General features: G+C 73.1%; 17 protein-coding genes. 15 read left to right on the top strand and 2 right to left on the bottom strand.

Annotation, left to right across the window (positions count from 1 at the left end):
• The first annotated feature begins 5 nt into the window (after positions 1-5).
• The 3 genes from ACZ4A5_RS11165 (at position 6) to ACZ4A5_RS11155 (ending at position 2532) form a co-directional block, all read left to right on the top strand.
• Positions 6-260 (top strand): lasso peptide biosynthesis PqqD family chaperone, encoded by a 255-nt coding sequence (locus ACZ4A5_RS11165; protein WP_467581310.1) that lies wholly within the window; start codon positions 6-8, stop codon positions 258-260.
• Complete coding sequence (locus ACZ4A5_RS11160; protein WP_467581307.1) at positions 257-700, top strand: lasso peptide biosynthesis B2 protein; 444 nt, start codon at positions 257-259, stop codon at positions 698-700. Before ACZ4A5_RS11165 ends, ACZ4A5_RS11160 begins: the two co-directional genes overlap by 4 nt.
• 104 nt (positions 701-804) lie before the next feature.
• A complete protein-coding gene (locus ACZ4A5_RS11155; RefSeq protein WP_467581725.1) occupies positions 805-2532 on the top strand; it encodes an ABC transporter ATP-binding protein in 1728 nt (575 codons plus the stop codon).
• 173 nt (positions 2533-2705) lie between these two features.
• Here the strand turns inward: ACZ4A5_RS11155 and ACZ4A5_RS11150 are convergent, their stop codons facing one another.
• Positions 2706-3242, bottom strand: coding sequence for a DoxX family membrane protein (locus tag ACZ4A5_RS11150; RefSeq protein WP_467581304.1), 537 nt, complete (start codon positions 3240-3242; stop codon positions 2706-2708).
• A gap of 291 nt (positions 3243-3533) precedes the next feature.
• Between ACZ4A5_RS11150 and ACZ4A5_RS11145 the strand changes: the two genes are divergently transcribed.
• Positions 3534-4907 (top strand): S53 family peptidase, encoded by a 1374-nt coding sequence (locus ACZ4A5_RS11145; protein WP_467581301.1) that lies wholly within the window; start codon positions 3534-3536, stop codon positions 4905-4907.
• Positions 4908-5253: 346 nt separating this feature from the next.
• Here the strand turns inward: ACZ4A5_RS11145 and ACZ4A5_RS11140 are convergent, their stop codons facing one another.
• Positions 5254-6954: an aldehyde dehydrogenase family protein gene (locus ACZ4A5_RS11140; RefSeq protein ID WP_467581299.1), complete on the bottom strand. Its 1701-nt coding sequence runs from the start codon at positions 6952-6954 to the stop codon at positions 5254-5256.
• Positions 6955-7164: 210 nt separating this feature from the next.
• On the opposite strand from ACZ4A5_RS11140, the gene ACZ4A5_RS11135 reads away from it, so the two are divergent.
• The 11 genes from ACZ4A5_RS11135 (at position 7165) to ACZ4A5_RS11085 (ending at position 20554) form a co-directional block, all read left to right on the top strand.
• A complete protein-coding gene (locus ACZ4A5_RS11135) occupies positions 7165-8256 on the top strand; it encodes a hypothetical protein (protein WP_467581297.1) in 1092 nt (363 codons plus the stop codon).
• 274 nt (positions 8257-8530) lie between these two features.
• Positions 8531-9619 carry a hypothetical protein gene (locus ACZ4A5_RS11130; protein ID WP_467581294.1) on the top strand — a complete coding sequence of 363 codons (1089 nt, stop codon included), beginning with the start codon at positions 8531-8533 and terminating at the stop codon, positions 9617-9619.
• A gap of 41 nt (positions 9620-9660) precedes the next feature.
• Entirely contained in the window at positions 9661-10380 is a 720-nt protein-coding gene (locus ACZ4A5_RS11125; protein WP_467581292.1) for a hypothetical protein, read from the top strand.
• 58 nt (positions 10381-10438) lie between these two features.
• A complete protein-coding gene (locus ACZ4A5_RS11120) occupies positions 10439-11203 on the top strand; it encodes a hypothetical protein (protein ID WP_467581289.1) in 765 nt (254 codons plus the stop codon).
• The gene (locus ACZ4A5_RS11115) at positions 11200-12312 is read left to right on the top strand and encodes a M14 family metallopeptidase (RefSeq protein WP_467581286.1); all 1113 of its coding nucleotides are present in this window, start codon (positions 11200-11202) and stop codon (positions 12310-12312) included. Before ACZ4A5_RS11120 ends, ACZ4A5_RS11115 begins: the two co-directional genes overlap by 4 nt.
• 83 nt (positions 12313-12395) lie before the next feature.
• Complete coding sequence (locus ACZ4A5_RS11110; RefSeq protein WP_467581283.1) at positions 12396-14129, top strand: fatty acyl-AMP ligase; 1734 nt, start codon at positions 12396-12398, stop codon at positions 14127-14129.
• Positions 14126-15235, top strand: a complete 1110-nt coding sequence (locus tag ACZ4A5_RS11105; protein WP_467581281.1) for a thioesterase domain-containing protein — start codon at positions 14126-14128, stop codon at positions 15233-15235. The genes ACZ4A5_RS11110 and ACZ4A5_RS11105 overlap by 4 nt, the downstream gene beginning before the upstream one ends.
• Positions 15222-16574 carry an aspartate aminotransferase family protein gene (locus ACZ4A5_RS11100; RefSeq protein WP_467581278.1) on the top strand — a complete coding sequence of 451 codons (1353 nt, stop codon included), beginning with the start codon at positions 15222-15224 and terminating at the stop codon, positions 16572-16574. Before ACZ4A5_RS11105 ends, ACZ4A5_RS11100 begins: the two co-directional genes overlap by 14 nt.
• A complete protein-coding gene (locus ACZ4A5_RS11095; RefSeq protein ID WP_467581275.1) occupies positions 16571-17563 on the top strand; it encodes an aldo/keto reductase in 993 nt (330 codons plus the stop codon). Before ACZ4A5_RS11100 ends, ACZ4A5_RS11095 begins: the two co-directional genes overlap by 4 nt.
• A 238-nt stretch (positions 17564-17801) precedes the next feature.
• Positions 17802-19109: a hydroxyacid-oxoacid transhydrogenase gene (locus ACZ4A5_RS11090; protein WP_467581272.1), complete on the top strand. Its 1308-nt coding sequence runs from the start codon at positions 17802-17804 to the stop codon at positions 19107-19109.
• Positions 19106-20554: an aldehyde dehydrogenase family protein gene (locus tag ACZ4A5_RS11085; protein ID WP_467581269.1), complete on the top strand. Its 1449-nt coding sequence runs from the start codon at positions 19106-19108 to the stop codon at positions 20552-20554. The genes ACZ4A5_RS11090 and ACZ4A5_RS11085 overlap by 4 nt, the downstream gene beginning before the upstream one ends.
• The last annotated feature ends 501 nt before the right edge of the window (positions 20555-21055 follow it).

Genomic DNA, 21055 nt, shown 5'->3' with positions numbered 1-21055 from the left:
GGCCCATGGCACTGCGGCTCGCCGCCGGCATCTCCACCGCCCGCACCGACTACGGAACGGTCCTGCTGAACCAGCGCAGCGGGGAGTACTGGGAGCTCAACCCGACCGGAACCCTCGTCCTGCGCACCCTGCTCGACGGCGGCGACGAGGCGGACGCCGCGAAGGCGCTGATCGCGGCGTTCGACATCAGCCTCGCGCAGGCGGAGCGCGATGTCCGTGAGCTCACCGCCCGGCTCCGCTCCAGCGGCCTGGCGTCATGAGCACCCCCAGCGCGCTCGTCCGCCCGGACGGTGTCCCGCTCGCGCACCGCCTCGGCGCCCACGCCGTTCTTCCGATGGCGCGCCTGCTCGCCCGGCTGCCGCCGCGGCACATCACCGCGGTGCTGGCCGTCTTCCGCAGGCGTGCCGTCGCCGCGACGCCCGGGCAGGCGCAGGCCGCGCGGGACGCGGTGTGCGCGGTGAGTCTGCGCTGTGCCGGGCCGCAGGGATGCCTGCCGCGCTCGCTGGGTACCGCGCTGCTGTGCCGGCTGTGGGGTGTCTGGCCCACCTGGTGCACGGGGGTGCGGGCGGTGCCGCCGTTCGCCGCCCATGCCTGGGTGGAGGCCGATGACCGGCCGGTGGGGGAGGGCGTTCCGGACGACTACTTCACCCGGCTCCTCGTCGTCGCTCCCGACGGGGCCGCGGCACAGGACGTGCCGTGACCGGGCAGCTCACCGCGGACGCCGAGCCTCGCCCGGAGGACCGTGACACCCGGCCGGGCGGGCCGGCCACCCCGTGGCGGGGCGGCCGCGGAGCGCTGGGCACCATGCTGTGGCTGACTTCGGGGCACCGGCGCGTCATCTGCGTGGCCACCGCGCTCACCCTGGCCGGCTCGGCGATGGGACTGGCCCAGCCGCTCGTCGCGCGGAACATCGTGGACGCCGCCCGGCACGGCGGGCTCCTGTGGCCCCTGGTCCTGCTGGCGGGCCTGTTCGCGGCGGAAGCGGTCACCGGCGCGGTGGGCAGGTTCCTGCTGGAACGGATGGGCGAAGGTGTCATCCGCACCATGCGGCACGGGCTCATCGGCCATCTGCTCCGCCTGGACATGCGGGCCTACGGCCGGCACCGCACCGGCGATCTGATATCCCGGGTCACCGCCGACACCACCGTCGTCCGCGAGGCCACCGCCCAGGCCCTGGTCGACCTGGTCTCCGGAGCGCTGGTCTCCCTCGGCGCCGTGGCACTGATGGCCTGGCTCGACCCGTTGCTGCTCCTATTGGTCGCCGCGACCGTCGGCGCGGCCGCCCTCATCGTCACCTCGCTGCTGTCCGGGATACGCGCGGCCGCCGAACGCACCCAGGGCGCCGTCGGCGAGATGGCCGCGGACCTCGAAAGGGCGCTGGGCGCGCTGCCCATGGTGCGGGTCCACTGTGCGGAGGACCGCGAGGCCGAACGCATCGGCACCCGTGTGGAGAGCGCGTACACCGCCGGTGTGCGCACCGCCAGGCTGGCGGCGTTCATGAGCTCGGCGGTCGAACTCGCTGTGCAGGGCTCCTTCTTGCTCGTCCTGGTCATCGGCGGCATGCGGGTCGGGAGCGCCGACTCGCTGGGCGAACTGGTGGCCTTCCTGCTCTACGCGTCCTACCTGGTCATCCCGCTCTCCTCGGTCTTCCGGGCCATCGGCCTGATCCAGCGCGGCATGGGCGCCTATCAGCGCGTCGACCAGATCCTCGCCCTGCCCGGGGAACCGCCCGGCCCCGCTCGCGTGCCCCCGCCGGCTCCCCAGGCATGCCCGGCCCCTGCCGGGCCGGCCCCCGCCCTGGCCTTCCACGAGGTCCACTTCGCCTATCCGACGGGCCGGCCCGTGCTGCGCGGCGTGTCCCTCTCGGTTCCGCGCTACGGCCAGACCGCGCTGGTGGGCCGCTCCGGCGCCGGCAAGACCACGATCTTCTCCCTCGCCGCCCGTTTCTACGATCCCGACGCGGGCACCGTGCTCTTCGAAGGGCGTCCCGCGCCCGAACTCACCCGCCGTGCCTGCCGGTCCCGGATCGCGCTGGTCGACCAGAACACCCCGGTCGTCCACGGGACCCTCTGGGACAACATCACCTACGCCGTGCCGGACGCCGACCCGGCCGAGGTCGAACGCGTCATGCGGATGACCAACCTCACCGAGCTCGCCGACCGGCTTCCCGGCGGAATCCGCTGTGTCCTCGGCGAACGCGGCGCCAGTCTCTCCGGCGGCGAACGCCAACGCGTCGCCCTCGCCCGCGCCCTGCTCACCCGGCCCTCCCTGCTGCTGCTCGACGAGCCCACCTCACACCTGGACGCGCTCAACGAGGCCGCCCTCAGCAAGGTCATGCGTGACATAGCCGCCAGGTGCGCGGTGCTGCTCATCGCCCACCGGCTCTCGACCGTGCAGAACGCCGACCGCATCTACCTCCTCGACGCCGGCCGGGTGATCGCCGAGGGAACCCATGACGAACTGCTGGACCGCAGCCCGGCCTACCGCGAGCTGGCCGACGCCCAGGTGCTGCGCGCTTCCGGCAGCGACTGACCGGGCCGATCCGGCGGGTGCCGCCGCGCCTCGAAAGGCGGCTGCCCGCCCCGGGACCGGCGCCGCGTCCTGCGGAGCGTCGGCCATGACGGTGAGCGCGATGCTGAGGGTGGTCATGGAGAGCGATCGGCTCGGTCTGCCCTTCGAGGCGCGTTGGGGCTGAGCGGTGCCGGTCAGCCGCGGATCAGGAGGACGACGCAGGACGCCACCGCCGCGAGGATGATCGCCGCGACGCCGTACGAGAGGCGGTGGTGGCGCAGTACGGGGAGGTAGTGGTCGACCGCGTGGCGGCCGGGGCCGGTGAGGGCCAGGGCGGTCGCGGCGACGGCGATCAGGAGGGTGAACTCCACGCCCTTCGGCGCGAAGAACCTGCCGTCCCAGGTCACGTCGAGCGCGTTGATCATCGTGCCGAGGAGCGCGGCCGCGGCGAGCGGGGTGAGCAGGCCGAGGAAGATGCCCGCGCCGCCGAGGCTCTCGCTGAGGCCCGCGACGACGGCCATGGTCCTGCCGGCCGGATAGCCGAGCTCGGTGAACGACTTCCCCGTGCCGCTGATGCCTTCGCCGCCGAACCAGCCGAAGAGCTTCTGTGAGCCGTGCGCCATCATGATCAGGCCGAGCATGAGGCGCAGCAGCAGGATCCCCGCGGAGAACGCGGTCGCGGACGTGCCGAGCGCCGGCTCGGCGGATGGGTTTCTGCTGCGGAAAGCCATGGTGGTGCCTGCTTTCTCGGGGTGTCCGGTGGTCGGTGTCCGGTCCGCCCCCAGCCCCTCCCGGAGCTCTTCTCCCAGTCTCTCCCGTTATGTCCCATGGAGCGCGACGAGTGTCGAACGGGTATGCGAAACACCGCAACCTCCTCATGAAATGTCCATGAAAAATCCAAGGTTTCGGCGCCAGGTAAAGCATTCGGCATCAAGGGACAAACGCTCTTGTTCTGCACATGATCGCCCGGTGGGATCGCCGCAGCCGCTTCTCGCGGCTCCGCCCCCACAGAGGGAGACTCCATGCACATAGCCCGCCCCCGGCTGCGCGTCCTCGCTGTCGCCGCCGGTACCGCCGCGCTGGCCGCGGCGGCCCTTCCGCAGGCCGGCGCGACGGCGGAGGCCGCCGTCCCGCACACCAAGGTGATCCCGGCCGTCGCCGGTCACCAACTGGTCCACGGACAGCCGAGCCCGGTCCCGACCGCGGAGTGCCAGGCCAAGTGGAAGATCGCCTGCTACAACCCGCTGCAGTACCGCAAGGCGTACAACCTCGACCCGCTCTACAAGGCGGGCGTCACGGGCAAGGGCCGCACGATCGTGATCGTGGACTCCTTCGGCTCACCGACGATCCAGCACGACCTGGACGTCTACAGCAAGCAGTTCGGGATGGCCAGCACCCCGGTGAAGGTCGTCAAGTGGGGCAACGTCCCCGCCTGGGACCCGAAGAACACGGACATGACCGGCTGGGCCGGCGAGACCACCCTCGACGTCGAGATGGCCCACGCCATCGCGCCGGACGCGAAGATCGTGCTCGTCGAGACGGCCGTCGCGGAGACCGAGGGCGTCACCGGCCTGCCGGAGATGATGGACGCCGAGAAGTTCATGATCGACCACGGTGTCGGCGACGTCATCACCCAGAGCTTCGGCGCCACGGAGAACACCTTCCCCGGCTTCGACAAGGGCGACTTCTCCAGCATCAAGAACCTGCGGTACGCCTTCAAGGCGGCCGAGAGAAAGAACGTGACCGTCCTCGCCTCCTCCGGTGACGGCGGCGCCACCGACAACACCGCGGACGGCAAGGGCTATTACAAGGAGCGCGTCAACTCCTGGCCCTCCTCCGACCCGCTGGTCACCTCGGTCGGCGGCACCCAGCTGCACCTGAACGACAAGGGCGAGCGCACCGCCCCGGAGAGCGTCTACAACGACAACGGCGCGGGCGGCGGCGGCCAGTCGCACGTCTTCGACCGCCCGGACTTCCAGGACGGCGTGGCGGACGTGGTCGGTGACCGCCGCGGCACCCCGGACATCTCCATGGCCGCCGCGGTCAACGGCGGTGCCTGGGTCTACTCCAGCTACGACCCCGCCGCCACCGGCTGGGACGTCTCCGGCGGTACGAGTGAGTCGAGCCCCCTGTTCTCCGGCATCGTCGCCCTCGCCGACCAGGCGGCCGGGCACCGGCTGGGGAACATCCACGATGCGCTGTACACGCTCTACGACCGGGCCTTGGACGGTCGGCCGGGCACGGGCATCGTCGATGTGAACGACGGTACGGACAACAGCTACCAGGGTGTTGTCGGTTACAAGGCGGTCGATGGGTTCGACATGGCTACGGGCGTCGGTACGGTGGATGCGGCGCGCTTCGTTCCGGCGCTGGCTCGGGTCGGTGGGCGCGGCTAGCTTGCGCTGATGGGTGGGGGCGGGTGCGTGGCGCCTGCGGCGGGCTTTTTCCCCAGCCCCGCCTCTTCCCGGCTGCGTCTGATGTGCGGCTCCGCCGCGTGGGGGGGGCGAGCCCCCAGCCCCTCAGCAACACGCTTCGCGCGTTGTCCTCGAACTCCCCCAGCTACCTCCCCCAGACTCCGTCCGGGGGTGCCCCCAGAGGTGCCCCCAACGGGCTGATTGTGCTGGCTACGGTCCGCACGATTCAGCCTGTCCGGCGTTTGAGGACGCGCCCGCAGGGCGCTCCCGCCGCAGGCGGCAACGGCGAGGCAGCCGGGGGCCTGGGACACGCGCCGCAGGCGCCCCCTCACCCCCGCAGCGCGGACCACAGCACCCGCCCCAGCCTCCGCGCCGAAGGCGACGCCGTATACGCGAACAGCAACCTTCCCGTCTCGTCCGACGTCCGGTTGTGCACGAACCACGGCGGGACGGGCGACAGCGCCCACTCCCCGCTCAGTACGGAACGCGGCGCCGGCCGGAACGGGCCGGTGAGCACCGTCCGTTCCACCCCCGGCAGCAGCAGCGCGTTGTGCACCGTGCCGATGCCGCTGCCGACGTCGGCGGGGGTGTGTCCGGGGTAGGCGCCCCACGTCGCGCGCGGCAGCGCGTAGCCCACCGCCGTCCAGCAGTTGACGCCCACCGTGCCGTAGCGCAGCCTCGCCACGGCCTCCTCGAAGCGGGGGCCCAGGGCGCGCAGCGTCCGGGGGTGGGCGACGAGGTTCACGCCGAGCGTGCCCGCGAGCGCCGTGTCGCAGAACTCCACCGCGCGGTCGAGGAATTCCGCCGGGGTCCGGCCGGGGAGCGCCGTGACGGCGAGGACGGGCGCGAAGAACTCGGTGCGGAAGGCCGGGTCGCCGGCGTCCGGGGCGAGACCCGGCAGGAGCGTACGCGGCACCTCGGCGGAGTCCAGTAGCTCGGCGTCCGCGCGGCCCGCGACGGCCCGCGCCTGGCGTTCGGCCGCGCCCGGGTAGTAGGCGGGGCGGGCGGGCGCGGTGCGCAGCGCGGACCGCAGCTCGTCGAGGAACTCCGCGCGCAGCTCCCAGTGTTCGGGCAGGACCAGCACCTGCGCCGCCGCGCAGTTGAAGCCGTTGTTGCTGAGCTTCTGCGCCGCCAGGTGCCGTGCCTGGTGGCGCAGGTCCGCCCGGCGCCACGGGCCGGGGAGCACGACCGCGGCGCCGACTCCGCCGAGTTCGCTGGTCACCGGCTTGTCGAGGAGGGGGCGCCCGGCGGCCTTGCGGGCGGCGCCCGCGGGTCCCGGGCCGAAGACGACCGCGTCGTGCGTGGCGGCGCTGCCGGTGATGTGCACGGCCGTGACCGCGGGGTCGTTCACCAGCGCGGCGCCGGCCGCGGCGTCGCCCGTGGTGATCCGTACGAACCCCCGCGCGATGAACGGCGCGAAGACCTGCCGCAGCAGCGGCGCGAGGTAGTCGTTGACCGGATTGAGCTTGAGCAGGACCACCGTCCCGGCGGCGTACAGCTGGTGCAGTACGTCGAGGGGCGCGATGGAGTTGATGTTGCCCGCGCCCAGCACCACGCAGACCCCGCCGCCCTCCGGCCGGGCGCCGTGCCCGGCGCCCGCGCGGGCCCGGGCCTCGTCCATCCCGGGCTCCAGCCACACCTCGGCCCGGTAGCCGTGCATCAGCAGCCGGTCCGTGGCCTCGAACGGCAGGACGCGGACCGCCGTGCGCCCGCCGGGCCGGACGGTGAAGCGCACGCCCCGCAGGGGGTCGAGCCCGTCGCGGACCGCCGTGAGCGTGCGGGCCAGCGCGTCGACGTAGCGGAGCAGCGGATAGGGGCCGGTGAGCCACTCCTCCCCGGCCGCCGGTGAGTTCGGGCCGATGCCCTTGGCCCGGCACGACCACGCCACCCAGCGGTCCGCCACGGCGACGATCCGCGGCCGCGCGTCGTCGAGCAGCCGCAGCCTCTCGGCGACCGGCAGCGCCGCCCACTCGGCCGCGGCACCGCGCAGCACTCCCGTGTCCTGGTGCGACGGCTGTGTCCGTCCCACGCGCGCCCCCTCGAACCGCCTACGGCTGGGAATCCCCCACCGAACATGCCCGTACGCGGGGGTGGTTGGCAACGTCCCGGCGCCGCGCACCGGCCCGGCGTACGCGCGGTGGACGTCCCGTAGACACCCCGCAGACCGGGCTGCGCCTACGTTGCAGGCATCGGCACATCCGCAGTCCCCAGCGTTCCCCCGCCAGGAAGCAGGTCACCGATGAGCGCGGTCATCATGGTCGATCCCGAGCGGCTCCAGCAGTTCGGCGCCCCGCAGGGAGCGGTGTTCTGCCTGGTGACGAACCCGGATCTGACGGGGCGGATCGAGATCGTGCGCAGCGGCGCGTACAAGGACTATCTGACCGTCCCGATGGGCGAGGGCGAGATGTTCGAGGACGTCCTGCGCGAGCGGATCCCGGAGCCCGCGCATGTGCTGGCGATCTCGCCGCACGCCTTCTTCGCCTCGCCCCGCCCCGAGGACCTCGGTCCGCGGCGCAAGCTGATGGCCATGGCCTGCAACTCCACGCCCACCTCGCTGGAGACCGTCCGGCACTTCCTGCGGGTGATGGAGCGCACCTCCTCCGCCGAACAGGGCGCGTTCTCCGACGCGTTCTTCGACCACCTCGAAGCGGCGGAGCACCTCGTCTACCGCGACGACCGGCGCGGCACCCGGGCCGTCCTGCGCCACCTCGACGACGGCCTGGAGTGGAACCAGCAGGCGGGCCCCCTGGACTGGGGCGAGCAGCAGATCGTGCCCTCCGGCGAGATCAGCGTGCTGCCGGTGGAGATCACCGAGTTCCACGAGGACATGCGGCTGCCCCTGGAGGGCGAGATCGTCCTGAGCGGATACCCGATCCTTCACAACGGCACCCCCTCCTACACCCGGCGCGACCAGGCCCGCGTGCACGGCCGGCTCGCGGCGATGACCGGCGCCGCCGTCATCGCCCGCGTCGAGGCGGGGGCCATCACGGACCTGCGCGCCGACACCCCGGCGGCGGGGCCCGCGGTGGACATGCTGGAGGCGATGTTCGCCGTCGACTCGCGCTACCGCATCGTCTGGGAGATCGGCCACGCCCTCAACACCAGCCTGGACCTGCTGCCGGGCAACCACGCGATGAACGAGGTCTACGGCGGCACCCAGGGCTGCCTGCACTGGGGGCTCGGCCTCACCCCGTACACGCAGTACCACCTCGACATCATCGCCCCCGGCACCACCGTCTACACCGACACCGGGACCCGTGTCCTGGGCGTCGACGGCGGCTACACCGAGGACCGCGTCGCCGCGGCCCCCGCGGGACCCGCCACCCCATGAACTCCCGTACGGGAGAACGCCACCGAGTTGTCCGGAAGGAGGATCCGCCGTGCAGCAGACCGAGAAGAAGATCAAGGTCAAGAAGAACAGCAACTACCTGGGCACCCTTCTGGGCTGACCCGGCCCGGCCGGCGGCCGAGGCCCCACGACGGGCCGAGCGCGCGCCCGGTGCGGCCGTCCCCGCCGCGTCAGGAGGCGGGTGGGCCGGCTGACGCCCGGCCCACCCGCCGAACCCCGGCGTGGCACATCCCCGAGTCCGGCCCAGGAGGAATCCGTGGCGTCCCCACTGGTCGTACGCCCCGCGGCGTACCGGCAGTTCACCGCTCCCAAGGGAGTCTTCTGCCTGGTCACCGACGAGGCCCTGGCCGGTGATCTCGTCGTCGAGGAGCCGCGCGGCCACGACGGGGTCCTGGTCGTCGCCGCCCGCCCGGCCGATACGCTCCAGGACCTCCTGGCGACCCGGATCCCCGAGGCCGCCGACGTGCTCGTCGTCCGTCCCGGCGCGTACGTCACCTCACCCGGCCCGGAGGCCGTCGGGGCCCGCCGCATCGCCGTCATGCCGTGCGGATCGACACCTGTGGAGCCGGGCCACCTGCGCTACTTCCTGTCCGTGCTGGAGCGCACCGACCCCAAGGCCCAGGCGGCCCGCGCCGACCGGTTCTTCGCGGGCCTGGAGCGGGCGGAATCCTTGCGCATCGTCGACAGCGCCCAGGGCACCACCTGCGCCCTCGGCCTCGACGACCCGGAGCTGGAGATCAACCTCCAGGCCGGCATCCTCGCGCCGGGCGAGCAGCAGATCGCCCCCAGCGGCGAGATCAGCGTGCTGCCCATGGCCATCACCGGCTTCGACGCGGACCGCCGCCTCGCCCTCTACGGCGAACTCACCCTGCGCGGCTGGCCCATCGTGCACGCGGGCTACGACCGGGCCCTCGATGAGGCCCAGGACGCCCTCTTCCGGCAGCTGCTGCCCCTGCACCGGCACCCCGTCGTGCTCACCGTGACCGCCGGGGCCGTCACCGCGTGCCGCCCCGGGACCGGCCACCCCGCCGCCGCGGCCGTGGCGAAGGCGCTCCAGACGCTCCTGGACACCGACGAGCGCTACCGCCCGGTGTGGGAACTCGGCTTCGGCATCCACACGGAGATGGACACCGTGCCCGCCAACTGCGGGCTCAACGAGGTCTACGGGGCGACGAACGGCGTGGTGCACCTCGGCCTGGGGCTGACCCCCTTCACCCGCTTCGCGCTCACCTTCCTGTGCCCCGGATCCGCCGTCGTGAACGGCGCGGGCGAGGTGCTGCTGGGTGCCACGGCGGCGAGCCGTCGCCTGCGGCGGACCAACAGGCCGGGATGCGGCTGTCATTGACGAACCATCAGTAGCGCTGGACAGAAAAAGGAGAGGGCCGCATGAAGAACGGGGAATTCCGGACCCGGGTGGACGCCTACCTCGACCTGTGCATCAAGGACTTCTACGAGACGATCCCCTTCGCCCGCCACCAGCTGGAGTCGAAGGAGATCGACCTCGCCTACTACAAGCGCCACAACATCGAGACCATCCTCCGGCTGCGCCGCAAGCGCACCCTCGACGCCCTCGCCCTGCGCCACTGGACCAAGACCGACCCGGCCACGGCCAAGAAGTGGGCGCACTACACCGAGGACGAGATGCTGCACGACACCCTCTTCGCCGCGGACCTCGCCAAGGTCGGCGTCACCAAGGAGGAGATCTACGCCACCGAGCCGCTGCTCTCCACCAAGCTGCTGACCGGCTACCTCCAGTACGGGCTGGAGTACGAGGACAGCCCGCTCGCGCTGGTCGCCAGCGTCTACTTCGTGGAGTACACCACCACCCGCACCCAGCCCTCCTGGCTGGACAACCTGGAGAAGACCCTCGGCCGCGACAAGATCAAGGGGCAGCGCGCGCACGTGGGCACCGACCTGGACGACGACCACGACGACTTCGTCTGGGACGTCCTGGCCGGCATGATCCGCACCCCCGACGACGAGCGCCGCACCCTCGCCCACCTGAAGGACATCTACCAGCTCTGGCAGCTGTACTTCCTGGAGCTCTACCGCCTCACCGTCGACCCCTCGCGGCGCCTGGACCTGCCCGCCCCCGTCGAGGCATGAGACGGCCGGGGCCCGGCGGACCCGACAAGGAAGCACGCGAGAGCACGGGGGAGAGACGATGACGGTCACGGGGGACCGCACGGACGTGGAGCTGATACACCTCAGGCCACCCGGGGAGCTGACCGCGCGGCGCGAGGAGTGGCTCGTCGACGGCCTCACCGCCGCCCTGCCCGCCCTGCGGATGCGGGAACTCTTCGCGCTCCGCCGCGACATGTTCCGCTCCGCCGCTCTGGTCACGGTGGCCGTCGACCCCGCCACCGGCGCCGCCGTCGGGGCCCTGGCCTCCCGCACCGACCGCCTGCCCGACGGGGCCGAACTGCTCCACGTCACCACGCAGTTCGTCGCCGAGCGGCTCCGGCACACCGCCGTACTCCGCTCCAGCTGGGGCGCCCACTTCGACGCGCTGGGCCGCACCGCCGAGGACCTGCCGCGCCTGATCGCTCTCAAGACGTACAACCCCGTCGTCCTCTGCGGCATGCGGACCTTCACCCGGATCCCCGGCACCTCGCTCTACCCCGACTGCTCGGGCGCGCCCCAGGACGCCGCGCGCATGGCACGCGCCGAGAGCGTCGCCGCCCTGCTCTCACCCGGCCACCCCTTCGACCCCCGGACCGGGGTGATCTCCGGCATCGGGATCCCCGCCGATCTCTACCCCGAGCGGCCCCTGTGCCGGGACGCCGCCGTCAACGCGTACTTCGCCCGCACCACCCGGCCCGGCGACCGCGTCCTGTGTGTCTTCGACGCGGGCGGCCGCGCCGCCTCGCTCGCCCTGCTGCGCGCCTTCCACGCGAGCGCGGCCACCGCCTGGGGAGCGGTCCGGTGACCCGCCACCACCCGGCGCGGCACTTCAGCGAGACGTACGCGGCGGCCCGGCGTACCTTCCTCGCCCGCGCGAGGGCCCGCGGCGCCACCCCGCGCTCGTACCGCAACGCCCGCGCCACCGGCCCCGGCGGCGAACCCCTGTGCACCGACGTCGCCCGCTTCGGGCCGCGCGGCGCGCGCCGCGTCGTCCTGTGCGTCAGCGGCACCCACGGCATCGAGGGGTACGCGGGCTCCGCCCTCCAGTCCGCGCTCGTCGCCGACGGCTATCCCTACGGCGTCCGCGACGTCGCCTTCGTCGCCGTGCACGCCCTCAACCCCTTCGGCTTCGCCCACCGCCGCCGCGTCGACGAGGACAACACCGACCTCAACCGCAACTTCGTCGACCACGCCCGGCCCCCGGCCAACGCGCACTACGGCGAACTGCACGCGGCCCTCGTCCCCGACGACTGGGAGGGCCCCGCCCACGGCCGCGGCGACGCCGCCCTCGCCGCGTTCGCCGCCGTCCACGGCACCCGAGCGCTCCAGCGGGCCGTCACCCAGGGCCAGTGGACCCACCCCGACGGGCTCTTCTACGGCGGCACCGCCCCCACCTGGTCGCACCGGGTGCTGCGCGAGGTCGTCACCGCCTACACGGCCGGTGCCGAGGCCGTCGCCTACGTCGACCTGCACACCGGGCTCGGCGCCCGGGCCCGGATCGAACCGATCTTCCGCGGCGGCCGCGACGCGGGCGCCCTGGACCGCGCCCGCGCCTGGTACGGCCCCGCGCTCACCGTCTCCGAGGACGGCACCTCGAGCTCCACCCCCATCACCGGCAACAGCGCGGGGCTGGTCGCCGACGTCCTCGGCGACGGCCCGGAGCTCACCGCGATCACCCTGGAGATGGGCACGACCCCGGGCCTCGAGGTGCTCACCGCGCTGCGCGCCGACAACTGGCTGTGGCTGCACCCCGAACACCGGCCCGCCCTCGCCGAGAGCATCGGACGGCGGATGAGCGCGGCGTTCTACCCGGACGACCCCGCTTGGCGCGACGCTGTACTGAGAGCCGGGACCGGTGTCCTCCACGCGGCGCTCGCCGGGCTCGCCCCCGAGGCGCGGCCACGGCCCGCATGACCCCTTTCGCTGGAATTTCGCCGGAATTCGCTGGAATCCGCCGCGATCCACCGCCGGCGCGCACAGAACGGACTGCACACGACATGTCGATCGGCTCGATGCCCCGGCCGCAGGCCGCCGGGCTGGACACGCTGCTGCGCGACCGGGCGCGGCGGACCCCCGAAGCACTCGCCTTCCGTTTCGTCCTCGACTCCCGCGACCCCGACGCCCCCGGCAACACCCTCGCGGTGACCCGCGCCGCGCTCGACACCCGCGCTCGCGCCCTCGCCGCCGCCCTGCGCTCCCGGGCGCGGCCCGGCGACCGCGTCCTGCTGCTCCACCCGCACGGGCCCGAGTACGTCGCGGCCTTCCTCGCCTGCCTGTACGCGGGCGTCGTGGCCGTGCCCGCGAACCCGCCGGACACCCCCGCGGGCGCCGCCCGCGTGGCCGCGATCGTCCGCGACGCGCGGCCCGCGCTCTTCGCCACCGACGCCGAGCACCTGGCCGGCCACCGGGGCGCCCCCGGCCTGCGCGGCCTCCCCGGCCTCGCCACCGACACCATCGACAGCGCCGACGACAGCCCCGACGACAGCGCCGCGACCGCGCCCGGCCGCCCGGCGGCGGCCGGTGACATCGCGTTCCTCCAGTACACCTCCGGCTCCACCGGCGACCCGCGCGGCGTCGTCGTCACCCACGCCGGACTGCTCGCCAACATGGCCGCGATGGCCGACCGCTTCCGCCTCACCCCCGACGACCGCCTCGTGTCCTGGCTGCCGCCCTACCACGACATGGGCCTGATCCTCGGTATCCTGCTGCCCCTCTGCACGGGCACCGACGCCGTCCTCTCCTCGCCGTTCGAGTTCATGGTCGACCCGCTGAGCTGGCTGGAGAACCTCACCCGCTTCGGCGGCACCTTCAGCGCCGCGCCCAACTTCGCGTACGACCTGTGCGTCCGCAAGGCCACCCCCGAACGCGCCGCCGCCCTGGACCTGTCCGCCTGGCGGCTCGCCGTCAACGGCGCCGAGCCGGTGCGCCGCGCGACCATCGAGCGCTTCGCCGAACGCTTCGCCCCCTCCGGCTTCTCCGCCGAGCGCATCGCCCCGGGGTACGGGCTCGCCGAGGCCACCCTCATGGTCTCGGGCCCCGACCCCGGCACCCGGGCCCGCGTCACCGCCCTGCCCGCGCACGCCGGTTCCCCCGTCGTCGGGGTCGGCCGCGCCGTCACCGGGACCGAGGTGCGCGTCGTCGACCCCGCCACCCTGCGCACCCGCCCGGACGGCACCGAGGGCGAGATCTGGGTGCGCGGCCCCGGGGTGGCGGCCGGATACTGGCAGCGCCCGGACGCCACCGCCGCCACCTTCGCCGCCCGCCCCGCCGACGCGCCGGACACCGGCCCGTACCTCCGCACCGGCGACCTCGGCCTGCTGCGCGACGGCGAGCTCTACGTCACCGGGCGCATCAAGGACGTCATCATCGTCCACGGCCGCAACCACTACCCCCAGGACATAGAGGAAGCCGTCTGGTCCGCCGACCCCCGGCTGCGGCCTGGCTGCGTCGCCGCCTTCGACACCGAGGGCGCGGCGGGCGGCCGGCTGGTCGCCGTCGCCGAGTACGACGGCACGCCCGACGGCGCCACCGCCGTCGGAGCCGCCGCGGGCCGGGCCGTCGTACGCGCGTGCGGCCTGCGCCTGGCCGAACTCGTCCTGATCCGGCGCCGCACCGTGCCCAAGACCAGCGCGGGCAAGATCCGCCGGAGCACGGCCAGGGACGCCTATCTGCACGGCGGACTCGACGAGATCGCCCGCGTCCCGGCCCCGTTCGGGGCGGTCCGCCGATGACCGCCACCACGGGGGAGCACCCCGCCGGGCAGCCGCGCACCGGCCTGGAGAAGACCCTCGGCGACGTCTGGACGCGCGTCCTGGGGACCCCGGTCGGCATGGACGACAACTTCTTCGACCTCGGCGGCGACTCCCTGCTCGCCGCCGAACTCGTCGCCAGCGTCGAGAACGACCTGCGGGTGCGGCTGCCCCGGCGCGGCGCCGCCGAGTTCGCGACCGTGCGCCGCATGGCCCACTGGATCGCCACCAGCACCCCCGAGGACGCCGCCGAACGCACCCTGGTCCGCTTCGCGCCGCCCGGCAGCCGGCGGCCCGCGCTGTTCTGTGTGCACGGCATGGGCGGCCACGTCCTGGTGCTGGGACAGCTCGCCCGCCGCCTCGAACACCGCGTCCGGCTGTACGGCTTCGAGTCCGTCGGCCGCAGCGACGCGACCCGCGCCGACCGCACCGTCCCCGCCATGGCCGCCCGCTACATCCGCCACATGCGCCGCGTCCAGCCGCACGGCCCGTACCTCCTCGGCGGCTACTCCATGGGCGGTGCCGTGGCCCTGGAGATGGCGGCCGCCCTCACCGCCGAGGGCGAACGGGTCGGCCATGTGCTGCTCCTGGACTGCGACCTGCGTCCGCCCGACATGCCGGCGATCCGCGCCCGGGCCGTGGAGTTCGTCTCCCGCGCCCTGGGCCAGGACCCGCCGGTCACCGCGCCCTACGAGGAGGTGGACGCCGCGGCCGCCGAGATCTGCCGCCGCGCCGGCGGCGAGCGCTCCGGCCTCACCTCGCGGCAGGTGCGCCGCTTCGCCGCCGTCTATCCGGAGAACGCCCGCGCCATGTCCGGCTACGAACCCCCGCCGTACGCCGGTGACATGACGCTCATCCACACCCGCGAGGGAACCCACGGCCCGGGCGGCACCGGCCCGGAGGCATACGGGTGGGGCCCCTACGCGGCCGGCGGCCGGTTCCGCGCCGTCGAGGTGCCGGGCGACCACTGGACGCTGTTCTCCACCCACGTGTCCGAACTGGCGGCGGTGTGCGAGGCCGCCCTCGAGACGGCGGCAGGTCCGACAGAAGGCCCGAAAGAACAGGGAGATCGTGATGACCACAGTTGAGCACTCCGGCCGGCCCGCGGGCGCGCCCGACCCCGGCCTGCGCGAACGCGAGCTGCTGGACACCGCTCAGCGGTACAGCTTCCGCGGCCGCATCGACACGAGCGCCTTCTCCGGGCCCGTCTTCGCGTCCGCGCGCGGCTCCGTCGTCACCGACCTCCACGGCAACGACTACCTCGACTTCAACTCCGGCCAGATGTGCGCCGCGCTGGGCCACAACCACCCGCGCATCCTCGCCGCCGTCCAGGAGGCGTGCGAGACGATGCTGCACGCCCACAGCAGCCACTTCAACGTCAAGGAGATCGAACTCGCGGCCAAACTCGGCCAGTTGCTGCCCGATCCGCTCACCCGCAGCCTCTTCGGCGAGTCCGGCGCCGACGCCAACGAACTGGCCCTGCTGCTCGCCCGGATCTACACCGGCGGCCGCGAGATCTTCAGCCCGCACGTGAGCTACCACGGGCTGTCCGCGAGCGCCCGGTCGGTCACCTTCGCGGGCTGGCGGCGCGGCCACGGCCCGCTGTCCGGCGACTCGTACGCCCTCCTCGCCCCGTACTGCTACCGCTGCCCGCTCGCCAAGTCCTTCCCCTCCTGCGGCCTCGCCTGCCTGGACGCGAGCTTCGAGCTCGTCGACGCCCAGGCCACCGACCAGCCGGCCGCCGTCATCACCGAACCCCTCTTCAGCGCGGGCGGCGTCATCGACCCGCCGAAGGGCTGGCTGGCGCGGCTGCGGGAGCTGTGCCACGAGCGCGGCATGCTGCTGGTCGTCGACGACGAGCAGACGGGCCTGGGCAAGCTCGGCACGATGTTCGGCTTCACCGACGAGGAGATCGTCCCCGACATCGTCACCCTCGCCAAACACCTCGGCGGCGGCGTCGGCATCAGCTCGGTCACCACCACCGACGCGATCGAGGACAAGGTCGTCGAGACCGGACTGACCGTCACCCGCTCGCACAGCAACGACCCGCTGCTGTGCGCGGCCGGGTCCGCCAGCATCGACATCGTCGTCGAGGAGGACGTCCCCGCCAAGGCCCGCGCGCTGGGCGCCCGGCTGCGCGAGCACCTGACCGCGCTCATGGAGCGGTACGAGATCATCGGTGACCTGCGCGGGCGCGGCATGCTCGTCGGCGTCGAACTCGTCAAGGACCGCGACACCAAGGAACCCGCCTTCGAGGAGGGCAACGAGATCGGCCGCCGGTGCTTCGAGGCCGGACTCATCTTCAGCGTGCGCCGCGGCGGCAGCGTCCTGCGCTTCGTGCCCCCGGCCACCACCACGCTCGCCCAGGTCGACCAGGCCATGGAGACCCTGGCCAAGGTGCTGGAGGAGGTGAGCGCGGCCTCATGACGCAGCCGCCGCCGACCCGCCGCCTCGGCACCCTGGAGGTCTCCGCGCTGGGCCTCGGGTGCATGGGCATGACCGACTTCTACGGCGCCGCCGACCCCGATGACGCCGTCCGCACCATCCGCGAGGCCGTCGGCCTCGGCGTGACTCTCCTCGACACGGCCGACGTCTACGGCCCGCACACCGGTGAGGAACTTCTCGGCAAGGCCGTCACCGGGCTCCGCGAACAGGTCACCGTCGCCACCAAGTTCGGGCTGCGGCGCGGCCCCGGCAACACCTGGCTCGGCATCGACGGCAGCCCGGAGTACGCCAGGGAGTGCTGCGACGCCTCGCTGCGCAGGCTCGGCGTCGACCGCATCGATCTCTACTACCTGCACCGCGTCGACCCCGCCGTGCCGATCGAGGAGACCGTCGGGGCGCTCGGCGAACTCGTCGCCGCCGGGAAGATCGGCCACATCGGCCTGTCCGAGGCGTCCGCCGCCACGGTCCGCCGGGCCCATGCGACCCATCCGGTGACCGCCGTCCAGACCGAATACTCCCTGTGGTCCCGCGACCCGGAGAACGGCCTCCTGGCCACCTTGCGCGAACTCGGCATCGGCTTCGTCGCGTACAGCCCGCTCGGGCGCGGCTTCCTCACGGGGACGCTGACCTCACCTGATGTGTTCGCCGAAGGTGATTACCGGCGCACGAGCCCTCGTTTCCAGGGCGAGAACTTCACCTCCAACCTGCGTGTGGTCGCGCCCTTGCGCGATATCGCCCGCCGGCATGGGGCCACCGTGGCCCAACTGGCGCTGGCGTGGGTCCTGTCGAGAGGCGGCGACATCGTGCCGATTCCTGGGACGAGGAGGTCGCGTCACCTTCGGGAGAACGTGGAGGCGGTGGGGCTTTCCTTGACGGAGGAGGAATGGGAGGTGGTGGGGGAGGTGGTGACTCCGTCGAAGGCGGCGGGGTTCAGGTATCCGGCGCATCGGATGTCTGAGCTTGATGGGTGACGGGGTGTTTCCGGGTGCGGGTTTGTCGCCGCCTGCGGCGGGAGCGCGTTGCGGGGGTCTGGGGGCTTGCCCCCAGTTTCGGGAAGGGGCGGGTAGGGGAAAAAGGCCCGCCGCAGGCGGCGACCACCCGCACCCGGGGACTGGGGCACGCACCCCCACGCGGCGGAGCCGCACATCAGACGCAGCCGGGAAGGGCCGGGGCTGGGGAAAAAGACCACCGGTCACAACAGGAGGCACCGTGCAAACCACCCGCACCCACGAGACCGTCATCACCTGGCAAGCCCCACCCATCCGCTACGGCCTCCACGCCACACAGGAAATCGGCCACGAGATCCAGCAATTGGGAGCCCGCTCCGCCCTCATCGTCACCGACCCCAACCTCACCCGCCTGGAACTGCCGCAGCGAGTCCGCGCACTCCTGGAGCAGGAAGGCGTGGAAACGGCGATCTTCGACGAAGCCGAGATCGAGCCCACCGACAGAGGGTGCGAAGAAGCCGCCGCCTCCCTAGGAAAGAGGGAGTACGACTGCTATATCGGCCTCGGCGGCGGCAGTTCCATGGACACCGCGAAGATGATCAACCTGCTGCGGAGCTGTCCGGGCAGCGGGCTCCGGCGCTATCTCAACCGGCCGATCGGCGACGGCGCGCCCGTACCCCGGCCCCTCAAGCCGTTGATCACCGTGCCGACCACGGCCGGCAGCGGCAGCGAGTGCACCTGCATGGTCGCCCTCGGTGTCGTCTCCGAACGCGTCAAGACCGGCATATCCGATCCGCGGCTGCGCCCCACCGCCGCCGTCGTCGACCCGTGGAACACGGTCACGATGCCGCCCGCCGTGACCGCCGCCTCCGGCTACGACGTCCTGACGCACGCCTGCGAGTCGTACACCGCGCGCCCCTACGACCGGCGGCCCCCGTACGCCTCGCCGGGTGTCCGCCCCGTCTACGTCGGCGCGAACCCGGTCAGCGACGTCTGGGCGGAGCAGGCCCTCACGCTGGTCGGGCGCTATCTGCGCAGGGCCGTGCTCAATCCGTACGACATCGAGGCGCGGGCCGGGATGAGCCGGGCCGCGCTGTTCGCGGGCATGGGCTTCGGCAACGCCGGTACGCACATCCCGCACGCCTGCGCCTACCCCGTCGCGGGCCTGGTCACGGACTACCGCCCCCGCGACTACCGGGTCGACCACCCGCTGGTGCCGCACGGGGAGTCCGTCATCGTCACGGCTCCGGAGGCGTTCGCCTTCACCTACGCGACATCCCCGGAACGGCACCTGCGCGCCGCCGAGCTCCTCGGCGCGAGCCTGGACGGGACCACCGTGCGCAACGGCGTCGACCTGCTGCCGCAGACCCTCCTCGACATCGTCGCCGACACCGGAGGGCCCCGCGGGCTCTCCGACTTCGGCTACACCGCCCGTGACATCCCCGCCCTCACCGAGGGAGCGGCCCGCCAGGAGCGGCTGCTGGCCTGCTGCCCGCGCGACGTCGACCGCTCGCACCTCTCCGGCATCCTCGCCAGATCGCTCGACCACGGAACGGCGGCAGTGATATGACGAAACGTCAAATACCCTTGGTGGAGGCGTTCATCGAGGGACGGCGGGTCCCGGCCCGGGACACCTTCGCCGACCTCGACCCGTCCACCGGCCGGCCCTGTGTCCGGGTGAGCCGCTGCGGACCCGCCGAGATCGACCGGGCGGTGACGGCGGCGCGTACCGCCTTCGAGAAGACCTGGCGCCGCACCACGGCCGCCACCCGCGCCGCGGCCTGCCGGGCCGTCGCCGACACCCTGCGCGCCCACCGCCGCGAGCTCGCCGAACTGGAGTGCCTGGACACCGGGAAGCCGATCAGCCAGGCGTACACCGACGCGGACGTCGCCGCGCGCTACTTCGACTTCTACGCCGGGACCGTCGAGGCGCTCCACGGGCGCACGCTGCTCGACCACCCCGATCTGCTCGCCTACACCCTCCAGGAACCGCACGGCGTGTGCGGGCACATCATCCCCTGGAACTACCCGATGCAGATCACCGCCCGCACCCTCGCCCCGGCGCTGGCGGCGGGCAACACCTGTGTCCTCAAGCCCGCCGAGGACGCTCCCCTGACGCCGTTGCGCATCGCCGAACTCGCCACCGAGGCGGGCCTCCCGGCGGGCGTGCTCAACGCCGTCCCCGGCACGGGCCCGGAGGCCGGGGCCGCCCTGGCCGCGCACCCCGGCCTCGACCACCTGGCCTTCACCGGCTCCCGCCGGACCGGACGGTCCGTCATGACGGCGGCGGCTCACGGCATCGTCCCGGTCACCCTCGAACTCGGCGGCAAATCACCGCACCTCGTCTTCCCCGACCACGACCCGGCCGTGACCGTGCCGCGGATCGTCGCCTCCGTCATCGAGCACGCCGGGCAGAACTGCTCCGCGGGCACCCGCGTCCTGGTCCACGAGGACGTCCACGCGCAGGTGAGCGCGGCCCTCGCCGAGGCGTTCACGGGGCTGCGCATCGGGCCGGGCGCCGAGGACCCCGACCTGGGACCCCTGATCTCCGCCCGCCAGCGCGGCACCGTGCTCGACCACATCGACGCCGGCCGCAAGGCCGCCAGGCTCGTCGTCGGCGGGGGAGTGCCGGAGGTCGCGGCGGGGGGCTTCTACGTCGAACCGACGCTCTTCGACGACGTCCCGCCCGACGCGGCCATCGCGCAGGAGGAGATCTTCGGCCCGGTCCTGTGCGTCACGCCGTTCGGCGACACGCCCGAGGCCGTCGCTCTGGCCAACGCGACGACGTACGGCCTGAGCGCCGGCGTCTGGACCCGCGACGTCGGCCTGGCCCACGCGGTGGCCCGGGCGCTGCGGGTCAGCCAGGTCTTCGTCAACACGTACAGCGCGGCCGGTGGGGTCGAACTTCCCTTTGGTGGCTACCGGCAGTCGGGCTTCGGGCGGGAGAAGGGGTTCGCGGCGCTGCTGGAATATACGAGGGTGAAGGCGGTGGCGATTCAGGTGGACCCGCTTTGAGGTGTCCGGCGCGTGGGGAAACTAGGGCGTGCGCCTCGGCCTCCGGCGTGCGGGTTTCGTTGCCGCCTGCGGCGGGAGCGTCCTGCGGCCGCGTCCTCAAGCGCCGGACAGGCTGTTCTGTTCCCCAGTCCCGCCCCTTCCCGGCTGCGTCTGATGTGCGGCTCCGCCGCGTGGGGGCAAGCCCCCAGACCCCCAGCAACGCGCTTCGCGCGTTGTCCTCGAACTCCCCCAGCTACCTCCCCCAGACTCCGTCCGGGGGTGCCCCCAGAGGTGCCCCCAACGGGCTGAAAACAAAAAGACAGGCGCACCCCGGAACCTGATGTCGCTCTCCGGTGGGAGGGGGTGGGGCTGGAGGGTGGGGTTCTGGAACGCGGTGCGAGTTCGGGGCACTCCATACGAGAAACGGCACCCGCACCGCGTTCCCGGTCCCCAGCCCGGAAGACCCGCCCCCGGCACCCACCACAACCAAAGCCCGGCCGGCGATTGAGGCCGCGCCCGAAG

The organism is Streptomyces sp. NPDC025618 (assembly GCF_055558795.1).
The sequence above is the reverse complement of the archived record's forward strand: the minus strand, read 5'-3'. Positions and strand labels throughout refer to the sequence as shown.